This window comes from Okeania sp. SIO2F4, from assembly GCF_010672385.1.
Taxonomy (GTDB): Bacteria; Cyanobacteriota; Cyanobacteriia; order Cyanobacteriales; family Microcoleaceae; genus Trichodesmium.
On the sequence record NZ_JAAHGT010000268.1, the window covers coordinates 1 to 10,751 of the forward strand.

At 35.4% G+C, this 10,751-nt stretch carries 9 protein-coding genes and 3 pseudogenes; 7 read left to right on the plus strand and 5 right to left on the minus strand.

What is annotated here, in order from left to right; all coding sequences use genetic code 11:
* Positions 1 to 197 (plus strand): annotated as a pseudogene (locus F6K22_RS17805) (transposase); the annotation flags it as partial.
* A 144-nt stretch (positions 198 to 341) separates the two neighbouring features.
* Here the strand turns inward: F6K22_RS17805 and F6K22_RS17810 are convergent.
* From F6K22_RS17810 to F6K22_RS17820, 3 genes are all read right to left on the minus strand, one after another.
* Positions 342 to 569 carry a transposase gene (locus F6K22_RS17810; RefSeq protein ID WP_293100502.1) on the minus strand — a complete coding sequence of 76 codons (228 nt, stop codon included), beginning with the start codon at positions 567 to 569 and terminating at the stop codon, positions 342 to 344.
* A gap of 21 nt (positions 570 to 590) precedes the next feature.
* Positions 591 to 944, minus strand: a complete 354-nt coding sequence (locus F6K22_RS17815; RefSeq protein ID WP_293100505.1) for a hypothetical protein — start codon at positions 942 to 944, stop codon at positions 591 to 593.
* A gap of 398 nt (positions 945 to 1,342) precedes the next feature.
* Positions 1,343 to 2,083, minus strand: a complete 741-nt coding sequence (locus tag F6K22_RS17820) for a DUF1868 domain-containing protein (RefSeq protein ID WP_293100507.1) — start codon at positions 2,081 to 2,083, stop codon at positions 1,343 to 1,345.
* A 74-nt stretch (positions 2,084 to 2,157) separates the two neighbouring features.
* Here F6K22_RS17820 and holA point away from each other — a divergent pair, with 74 nt between their 5' ends.
* The 4 genes from holA to F6K22_RS17840 all read left to right on the plus strand — a co-directional run bounded on the left by holA (position 2,158) and on the right by F6K22_RS17840 (position 6,719).
* Positions 2,158 to 3,147, plus strand: a complete 990-nt coding sequence (gene holA / locus F6K22_RS17825; protein WP_293100509.1) for a DNA polymerase III subunit delta — start codon at positions 2,158 to 2,160, stop codon at positions 3,145 to 3,147.
* A 1,077-nt stretch (positions 3,148 to 4,224) separates the two neighbouring features.
* On the plus strand, positions 4,225 to 5,202 hold the full coding sequence (locus tag F6K22_RS17830) for a hypothetical protein (RefSeq protein ID WP_293100513.1): 978 nt from the start codon (positions 4,225 to 4,227) through the stop codon (positions 5,200 to 5,202).
* A gap of 19 nt (positions 5,203 to 5,221) precedes the next feature.
* Positions 5,222 to 6,289, plus strand: coding sequence for a mevalonate kinase family protein (locus F6K22_RS17835; protein WP_293100516.1), 1,068 nt, complete (start codon positions 5,222 to 5,224; stop codon positions 6,287 to 6,289).
* 253 nt (positions 6,290 to 6,542) lie between these two features.
* The gene (locus F6K22_RS17840) at positions 6,543 to 6,719 is read left to right on the plus strand and encodes a hypothetical protein (protein WP_293100519.1); all 177 of its coding nucleotides are present in this window, start codon (positions 6,543 to 6,545) and stop codon (positions 6,717 to 6,719) included.
* Between the two features lie 685 nt (positions 6,720 to 7,404).
* Here the strand turns inward: F6K22_RS17840 and F6K22_RS17845 are convergent.
* Positions 7,405 to 7,818: an AbrB family transcriptional regulator gene (locus tag F6K22_RS17845; protein ID WP_293100522.1), complete on the minus strand. Its 414-nt coding sequence runs from the start codon at positions 7,816 to 7,818 to the stop codon at positions 7,405 to 7,407.
* Between the two features lie 1,413 nt (positions 7,819 to 9,231).
* Between F6K22_RS17845 and F6K22_RS17850 the strand changes: the two genes are divergently transcribed.
* On the plus strand, positions 9,232 to 9,681 hold the full coding sequence (locus tag F6K22_RS17850) for a hypothetical protein (RefSeq protein WP_363273814.1): 450 nt from the start codon (positions 9,232 to 9,234) through the stop codon (positions 9,679 to 9,681).
* 160 nt (positions 9,682 to 9,841) lie between these two features.
* Here the strand turns inward: F6K22_RS17850 and F6K22_RS17855 are convergent.
* Positions 9,842 to 10,165, minus strand: a pseudogene (locus tag F6K22_RS17855) (porphobilinogen synthase); the annotation flags it as partial.
* Between the two features lie 383 nt (positions 10,166 to 10,548).
* On the opposite strand from F6K22_RS17855, the pseudogene argC reads away from it, so the two are divergent.
* A pseudogene (gene argC, locus F6K22_RS17860) lies at positions 10,549 to 10,751 on the plus strand (N-acetyl-gamma-glutamyl-phosphate reductase); the annotation flags it as partial.

Sequence of the window (10,751 nt, forward strand, 5' to 3'; positions counted from 1 at the left end):
CGAAATTCCTTCAGTATTAATTATGGATAATGCTCCAATCCATCGCCAAAATGTAAGAACGAGAAATGGTAGAAGAAACAGAGCATCAAGTAATATTTCTCCCAAAATATTCTCCTGATTTAAATAATATTGAACATGACTTTAGTGCATTAAAGAGAGCCAGAATGTATGCCCCTTCACATAAATCTTTAGATTAAATTATTCGTAATTATTGTATAGTTTAATGTCTCATTCTTAAGTTAAATAACTATATAAGTAATCATCTCGATTAGTCTTTCATGAGGAATACTCACAAACTTTTGATTGTTGAGGTTTCCTAACTCAATGTTTTGTTTCCCACCTTAATTATAGCCAAGAACTAATGTGGTAAGTTTTTCTTCAATTAAAAGATTAACTAGATAACGACTAGCCCGATGAAGATAATTATCAACCAAATGATTTTGACATCTAGTGAGACGACGAATTTTTTGAGAACTTTGGCGATTACCTTTGAGTAAGGATTGTAATTTTGAGCGACTTTGGTTGAAAAATTGATTTAAGCTTTTTAACGGTTTGCCATTAATCAACAAAGGGACGAAATCTGGTTTATTTTAAGTTAGAGCCATTAAGTTATCTACACCTAAATCAATAGCACCTATCATTTCATTAGGGTTTAATAACTGTTTAGTTGTCTTATATATTATCTCAATTACATAACAATCACATTTAGGAACAATTCTTACTTCTGCTATAGAATCAGCCACATGAGTAGGAAATTTAATGACAGTTTTCGATAATTTGACCAATCCTTTCTTGAGAGATACTTTACTAATAACTTGAATCCTATAGACTAATAAGTTTTGTTCCTTTTTCGTCTCTCGATTGCCAGGGATTTTGAGTTTTCCCAGAAACCGATCGGGATTTTCTTTAAATTCTGATAACCCTCTCAAAAATGGGGGTTGCACATTAAAGAATGATAATAGATTTTAAACTCTACATATTATTGAAGAAAAAGTTATCCAAAAATATAGTCATTTAACTTTAGATTGACACAAAGCTTTCTTGCTATGAGGAAGTTTCAGAGGAAAAAACGTCTCATCTTTAAGTTACAGCGGTTTTCATATGAATAAACCAAACCAGAATGAATAGAATCAACCCACGGCATCATCTTGAGCAATTTGAGCGATCGCTCAAATTGCAGTTTTCATCCTTGGGGGATGTGCAACTTTCTAGGGAATAATCAGCGTTTCTGGGTCAAGAGCGGAAAGTCTGGTTATCACAACTCCCTAAATTTCGTCGGTTGGAAAAAGTTGCACACGGCCTTATATAACTAATTAAGTCAAGCATTATTTATGGCCTAACTTCATGGCAAATCTACTACAGGCCAATCAGATTCTCGATAGTAGCTGATCATATCATCAAATTTTCGGAGTTCTCCACGATATACCAAAATTTCTGGAGTAGTTTCCAACCACTGATGATTTAATTCTGAAATGCTATCCGCCAAACCAGCAATATCTAAATCTGATGGAATTTCCCCAAAGTATCCTAAAGTAACATGAGCAGTCAAGTGATATTGCTGTTCAATACCTAGAGCAATGAAATTAGGATTTTGATAAATTGACCGACGTAACTTCAGAACTTGTTCATAAGAACTTTCATCTTTTGGAACTAAACAAACACCAACCGCTCTAGTCATAACTATAATTCCAAAAATTTGCCATTGAATTTGATGGCCATTTGTGGAAATAGATAACTCCTGAAAACTTTCCGTAATACAAGAGCGTAATTTTTCTTCAAATTGAGGATTATTTTGACTAGCATTTATAAAGGCACTTTCCCAAATTAAATCAGCTAAGGTTAAATGAAAACTATGACCAGGCACCGGAATCATTAAATTCGGACCGAATAGTTCCATTAATTGTTCTTGACATTTTTGTAAATGCTGATAAAAATTACTGTTTCGTGAGTCCTCTTCCCCAGGTGGAGTAATTACCGAATAACCAGGAAAAGATTTAGCCTGAAACTGGCCATCCAGCTTAGTAAATTTGGGAGAAGGTTGGATATATTCCAACTGAGACTTGTAACTTTGTAGTAGCGTCATCTGAGCTACTCGGTTAATGTAGTTCTGATATGTATCGTCCAATCTAATTGCCCCTTGTCAAAAAATAGCTTCTTATGCCAATTTACCTCTACTTTGGCGAGGATGAATATTCAATGATGCAAGCTGTTAATGCTTTGCGTGAATCTGTCCTCGATCCTATCTGGGCTAGCTTTAATTATGACAAAATTTCGCCAGCAACAGATGCAGTTCAAACTGGATTAAATCAGGCCATGACTCCACCGTTTGGTTCTGGTAGTCGTTTTGTCTGGCTCGTCGATACTAATATAACTCAGCATTGCTCACAAAATTTGTTGGAGGATTTGGAACGGACTCTACCTCAAATTCCTGAAGCCACTGTTCTATTATTTACTACTCCCAATAAACCCGATAAAAGACTTAAGTCCACAAAATTGCTCCACAAATGGGCTGCAGTTCGAGATTTCTCTCCTATTCCTCCTTGGAAAACAGAATTACTCGAAGAGCAAGTTAAAGAAATGGCTCAGGAAATAGGAGTGAAGCTTAGTTCTCCTGGAGTTGCTTTTTTAGCAGAAGCTTTAGGTAACAATCGCCGACAACTGCATAGTGAATTGACTAAATTGCAACTTTATGATTCTCAAAATACTGTTTTAGATTTAGAAGTAATTACTACTCTGGTTGGGTCTAAAACTCAAAGTAGTCTGAAGTTGGCCACAGCTATTCGTTCAGGAGATACGGTTAAAGCTTTGGAGTTAGTAGCAGATTTAATTGCCCATAATGAACATCCATTACGAATAGTAGCTACTTTAGTAGGCCAATTTAGAACATGGTTTTGGGTCAAACTAATGATAGAGACAGGAGAAAAAGATGAAAAGGCGATCGCCCAAGTGGCAGAAATAGGCAACCCTAAACGAGTATATTTTTTACGGCAAGAGGTAAAGTCTTTATCATTAAATCACTTACAGAAAAGCTTGCCCTTATTGTTAGATTTGGAAGTAAGTCTCAAGCAAGGAAAGGAGGAAATATCTACCCTACAAACCAAAATCATCGAACTTTGCCAGCTCTTTTCTCACCAAAGACATTTCTAGAAAAGTTTATTAAAGTATAAAGTGCTGGGATTCACAATTCATTGAGTAATAATGCCCATATTGATCGGAGTAAATTATAATATTTGTTCTTGAGGTCTTCCCTGACCAAAATTAAATTTATAGAGATGTATGTGAAAGACAAAAAACAAAAAAATTATAGACTTGAAAATATTTCACAATTAATTTAAACCATTAATTCCAACCTGATTACTAATTCTGGATCTTCAATGCCATCTCAAATCACTATTCTTCAAGATTAATAAAATTAACATCATCATAATTCTAGAATTAGCTCAAGTATTTAATAATTTTTTTTGCTATGGTTAGGAGAGTCTTCGAGATTTTATTAAAATTTGTAGTATAATTATTTTTTTGAACCAGAGGTATAGACGGATTAAGAAGCAAATTTTAATCATTCCATCTTGTAAAAAATTGATAATTCCTGCTAATATAAGACCGAGTAGCAGGTTTTGATAATTCTGCAAATCCTCGGTGGTTTGGCAACCCTGATTTGAGCGGTTGAAGACCTTTCCGGTTGTTTAAATATATGGTCAAAGTCCCCTTATTAGGGATAGGCTTGAAACCGAATTTTTTGATAAATAAACAATTTACCGTTAAAATGGTGAAAATTTTCACCCTTGCTGGTAATACCATTTCCTGATGAAACTGCAATTAATAATAAATTATAGACTTGTCGCTTTATAAATAAAAAAACTGGCAAACTCCTGTCATGTAAGGATTTTATCTATTTCCCATATATAAATGTCTGGAATTACTGCTATGTCTTAAATTGAACGATTTTTTCCATCTATTTAGCGACAACTCTAATTATAGTTGAGGGATAACTCCGGTTTATTTGTTTCCATCAAATATTTATGGTAAGTTCCTGGTCAACCAGATTTATAAGCATTTCAACTGCACTTAAGTATTTAGGAGCGATATGCACCAGCAAAATCAGCTTTGATAGACAATTATTAAGGGGATTGTTACAAAGAAATAGTATGTAAGAATATCAAAATTGATTATAGTAATTAAGTAAATTAACTGTTCGCCCTCCAGCCCAAAGGAGCGCTAGTCATGACATCAAACAATTTGCGGGAACTTGCTAAACAAGGAGATCCAAAAGTTATCTCCTCAATTATCAATCATTCACTACAAAAAAAAGGGATAAATGTCCAAGTAACTAAGGACAATGATTCTCTTGAAGTTACACTAGAATCCGATCAAGTTTCTAATCAACAAGCCTCTCTTGTTGAATTTATCCGAACTGGAATTGTGAAATTGGGAGTCGAATCAATCAACACTGTCAAGGTGTATGGTGTTCAGACTGGAGATGATACACCAGTGTGGGAAGAGGAATTTTTTTTAGGCACGCCACCAACAACCCATACATCTGAACTTGAAGAAGAATCTGAACCAGAAGATTTTCCAGAAACTGTAGATGACTTAGATGAAGAATTGGAAACTGTATACGAAACGGAAACAGATGAAGATTATTACGAGGAAGGAGAATACGATGAGGAAGAAGAATATGAAGATGATGATGAAGAATTATCACAAGAACCTCAGTCTTCAAAAAAGAAGATACCTTTTATTCCGGCAATATTGCTTGGATGTCTCTTAGTAGCAGTAGCTGCACCTGCTATACTGCACTTTAGTGGGATATTTCCACTGCCATTCCTGAGTCAGTCAAACTCAGAAAATACTGAGTCTAATGATGTTAACTCATCTGATGTTAACTCATCTACACCAGAAACTTCTCCTCAAGATTCTCAGACTTCCGAATCTCCAAAAACACCTGAATCTTCTACAACTGCCGACTCTAACCCTTGGTATTTTGCTGTTAAGAGCGCCCAAAGTGCTGCCCAAAAAGCCAAGACGGCTACAACAAAATCTGAATGGAACGCAGTAGCTAGTGACTGGCAAAAAGCTGTCGATCTGATGAAAAAAGTGCCAGAGTCTAACCCAAATTATCAAACGGCACAAATGAAAGTCCTTGAGTATCAAAATTATCTAGATATAGCAAAGCAGAGAGCAGATCAAGCTCCTAATTAGGAATAATTTAGACAACAATATGAAACTATTTGTACCAGGTCGCCTTTGTTTATTTGGAGAACATAGTGACTGGGCTGCAGGATATCGTCTGATGAACCCCCAAATAGAGAAAGGTTATACAATTGTAGTAGGAATTAATCAAGGAATTTATGCAGATGTCAAACCCCATCCCACTGATTTAATTGTTAGGACAACTTTGAATTCTGACAGTCTGATGCAGTCATTTCAATTGCCTATGCACCCAAAAAAATTATTAGCAGAAGCTCGTAATGGAGGGGTCTTTAGTTATGTGGCTGGAGTTGCATATCAAGTTCTCAAGAATTATCCAGTAGGTGGTTTAGAAATAGATAATTATTTCACAGATTTACCAATTAAAAAAGGTCTATCATCAAGTGCCGCTATTTGTGTATTAGTGGCTAGAGCTTTTAACCTATTGTATGATTTAAACCTAAATACTCGAGATGAAATGGAGTTGGCTTATCAGGGAGAAATTACTACCCCTTCTCGTTGTGGTAGGATGGACCAAGCTTGTGCTTATGGTAAGCAACCAATTATGATGATATTTGATGGAGAAAAAGCGGATATTATTGAACTTAATCCACCAAAAAAAGATTTATTTTTCGCGATTGTTGACTTAGGTGGGAGCAAAGATACTCAAGAAATCTTGACCAGATTAAATAAATGTTATACAGAAGAACTCAATGAAATAAATGAGAATGTACAACATTATCTCGGAGTTATTAATGCTGATATTACTCAACAAGCCACATTAGCTTTGCAACAAGGGGATGCAGAAAAAATAGGTAGCTTAATGGTCAAAGCACAAAGCGAATTTGATAGATATATGATACCAGCTTGTCCTTCACAATTAACATCTCCAGTGCTGCACTCATTACTAAATTATTCACCTATCCAAGAATATATTTGGGGTGGTAAAGGAGTAGGGTCTCAAGGAGATGGAACAGCTCAATTTATTGCTAAAGATGAGAAGAGTCAACAGCAGTTAATTGAAATAATTAAGGATGATTTTCCTAGAATGCAATGTTTGAAATTAGTAGTTAGAGGTTGTTTGTCAACTAAATATTAAAGCTGGAATACTATCAGGGATTTACATCCTGTCGCTTATAGCAAAATTATTAGTAGGGTATTGGTACTGGAGTTTAGACTAAATGGTTGAAGATACAACCAAGGAAAGGATTGAAAAAAAATTGGACTATCAAGGGGTATAGACAAGATATGTAGAAAATAGGAGACGATGTAAAGTTTTGTTAACCACACTATTTATATACTTGTAATAACCATGTATATACGTAAGAACAGAAAACTTTTTGCTTATTCCCATGAATCAATACTCAGGAACCAAACAAAAATCTCAAGGGCGACTTCATAACGAACCAGGAGAAGTAAAAAGACTTAGAAAAATTAGACTAACAGATACAGCTTGGGAATTATTAGCAGAAATCACTCTCAAAAACCAAATTACCAGACATTCGTCGGCCAGTTCCATCAAGGCATAATATGCAGCCAGAACCATTTCACCCCACCGAGGAGCTACGGCTCGGTAGGAATATCCGTGCCTTGAGGCCGGATGAGGATGTCAATATTGAACACTGGTATCGATGCGCCTAAACAAAGGTTACATTTAATATTTTAGCCTTCTTTGATGGTGGAAATAGTTGTTTTTTCTCGTTTTCCCTCTGTTTCCAGAAGAGCTGTTGGCTATCCCCTTTTTTAGATTTATTTTACAAACAATCTCTTAGGAATTAATATCTTCCACAACTCACTAATTATATTGTTGAAAGTCCAATCTCTCCGGATAATTAAGCACCAGGAAAAAATCAGCAAAATACTATGGATAATTTTACAGAAGGTTGCTACAATGAATAAACTTGAAACTCCCCCATAGACAAATTACTTAATCCAGGTGAAAATAATTCCAACTTTATTATAAATTTAATAGCAGGTTGAAAATGGGTAAAAAATTCCTCTATTTTTGCGCCACAATTTATGTGAACACTTATATGAGTTAGAAGATAAGTAAAAATCTAGATTTTTCCTGTTAATTTTCACCTCAAGGCCAGAAATAAATAGGGAGAATCTGGAAATCTTGACAAGATTGATACATTAAGTAAGTAATGATTTTTCAACTAAAATTAGCCTCTAAATCCCAGTCAATTAAAATCCCCCGACTCTCCATTCCACTTATTCTTCTATTTGCAAGCCATTACCATTAGTATGACTAGCTTTTTCATCATCCACTTGTTTCAAATGAATATGTTTGTATCCTAGCTTGATTTCAAATTCATCTCCTGGTTTTAAACCCATAGTTTCAGTATAAGTAGCTCCTATGACGATTTGGCCATTTTTATGAACACTAACTCGATAAGTTGGTTCCCTACCGCGACCATCTTTCGTACCATTAGCATCCAAAGGAACTCCTTTTGCTGCTAAAAGTGCATCATAAAAATCTGTGAGATTAACACGAGTCTCATCACTTTTTGTGACTGTGTAATATCCACAACGTTTAGCAGTTTCCCTTCGTGGTAAGTGAGAAAGTTCTTTTACCTTTTGAAGCAAATTTTTTCCCGTTAGTGGAAGTTTTGCATTTTCAACCATATTTCTTAATAATTCTCCTTACTCTATTAGTACTATACTAAATCAATTTTAGTGAAAATTGTTAGGATTATTAATAATATATACTGAAATTTATCAATTGTGCAAAAAAATTTTTACTAAAGCATTATACGGCATAAGGCCAGTAATATTTTAGTAGGTAATATTGATTTCCCTAATGTACAACTTACCCCTATAGTTAAGCTAAAATTATGAAATAATTTGCAATAGTTATTACTATATAAGGATTGTTCTTGTGCAAATTTTTTTGAGGTGGGAGGAGGAAAGAAAAATGTTACAGGTATAGGGTAAATTATCTAGTCAGTTAATTTAATTGACCCAGTAGGTTTTTGAGTTTTAATCTACTATGGTAGGTATTCCTAATTTTTTCTAAACAACTAGGGCAGAAGGCTGAATAGTAATTTAAAGTCTCTTCTAAAATGGCATTATTAATCACAGTTTTCCACAGTCATTATTGGTTAATTATCATACTACTCAAGCCAACTGGATTTTGGTACTGACTGTCTTAATTCACTTCCAAATGGTTATTATGCAGCGAAACCAAGTTTTAACCAGATTTACAACTCCTCTAAAGAATCTACAGTGATTTATCGCCTATAGTGTCAATGGTATACTCATGTATTACAGGACTTTTCATTTAAGTAGACCACAAAACTCTTTTGGGGTAGGTATAGGGAGTCGGGAGTAGAGAGTAGGTAGATTGTTTTGGGTTGTACCTACTCAGTGCAGTCTATCTATCTGAAAAGCACTTTTTGTTAGGAAAGAAAAAATTCGCCAGAGAAACTCCCGAATTAATATAGTTATTTTAGGAGAGATTCCAAATACAGCACTTCCGGTTGTTATGAGATACAATAACAGCAGTTAGTAAACTAGTTTTTTAAATGTTGAGGATTCATTAAGGAATGAGGATAAAATAATATCCACAATTTTCGTCTAGAAGTATCGCACTGAAATACTCCTTTACAGGGAATCTGGAAGTTAATAAATCCTCATTCCTAACTAAGCGTGCAAAAGAGATGATTTTATCAACCATTTTTGTTGTAGTGGGAGAAAAAAGGAGGCAAACCCGGAGATTCTTACCTAAATGGAGCAATTCATCCCAAAACCATAAGGCTAGTTTGGTGTTGAGACGGGGCTTATAAACGCTGGAATTTACTTCCAGCGACAGCCCCTCATGAATTGCGAGCAACAAAAAAATAATGCAGATCGCCAAAAGTTCTGCGATTAATGGTAAAATTCAAGCATGATTATTAGAGAAGCCAAGTTATTAAACGGCTCGGCTCTAAGGTACAATATCTTGCCTTAGAACAGGCTATAAGAACTGCTCAATTCATTAGAAATAAAGCGGTTAGATTATGGCGAGATGAGCCAGATGTAAATAAGGCTAGGCTGTCTGTGTTTTGTAAAGAACTGGCTGGTGAGTTTCCTGTGGCTCAAAAGTTGAACTCAATGGCACGTCAAGCATCAGTAGAGAGGGCTTGGAATTCAATCTCTAGTTTTTATCGTAGCTCTAGAGAGGGTATCCGCAGTTCAAAAAACATTCTCGCTCAGTTGAGTATAAGACTACCGACTGGAAACTGTCAAAAGATTGCCTCAGTATTAATTTCACCGATGGATTTAAGGCAGGCAAGTTTTCTGCATTCTGTATTCTGTAACCATGAAACAAGAGAGGATTTATTTAGACTGAAAATCAATCGGGTAAGAGTTGTCAGACGAGCTGATGGTTATTATGCTCAATTGTGTCTTGATGCTAATCGTAAAGAAACACGGAACTATACAGGAAATGTAGTAGGTATAGATTTGGGTCTGAAGTATTTCTACAAAGACCAGTCGGAGCGTGTATAAAATAAGGTCAAAATGGGCAAAAAACCTTCTGCCTTCAGCATAGCTGCCTTCTGCCTTCCTTTCACCAAAATATAACTATTCAAGCGGACATGATATTATCAACCAGTTTGAAATAATTGAGTATTAATCTAAGCTTGTAACCTATGAAAACCAAACTCAACTATTGGAGCCATCTAGCAACGTCTTTAGCGTGGTAAGTTAGGATTAGATCGGTACCAGCACGTTTAAAACTTGTCATAGTTTCCATAACTACCTTTTGCTCATCGATCCAGCCATTTAATGCAGCAGCTTTAATCATAGAATATTCTCCCGATACATTGTAGGCTGCTATTGGTAAATTTGTAGCTTCCTTAACTCGCCAGATAATATCCATGTAGGCTAAAGCAGGCTTTACCATCAGCATATCCGCTCCTTGAGCAATATCTAGCTGAATCTCTTTTAGAGCTTCTGTTCCGTTTGGTGGATCCATTTGATAGGTTCTGCGACGGCTCCACCCTATCTAAACTTCTAATATCATATCCGCTTAACTAGTGATAAAAAACTTTTTCCTCCTAATACCTTCTTTTTCCCTCCTCTTTTGCCTCCTGACTCCTGAGGACTCCCTAATTATTTATAACTGTTCATCCGGACATGATATAACTTCTGACTTCTGACTTCTGACTTCTGACTTCTGTGATAATCCCATATTTGGCACAAAAAACCTTTATTTCGTCACAAACATTACGATCAGCTCTAATAAAGATTATCAGGAAATATTATTAAATTATAAAACAAAATATAATAATACCACCAAATTTGAATTTTGGTACTAAAATGCAGCAAAAGTTAAAATTTTTGCTACTAAAATTACTTAGGAGAGTTAATACTATGAAAGAATCAGCACCTGTGCCAATAGGAATTGTAGGTGCTTCTGGCTATGGCGGGGTGCAACTTGTGAAACTGCTCCAGGATCATCCAAAAGTTGAAGTTGTTTATTTGGGAGGAGACAGTAGTGCAGGAAAACCTTTTTCTTCAATCTACCCTCACCTGGAGCATTCTGTAGACTTAATGGTAGAGCCAATTGAGTTGGA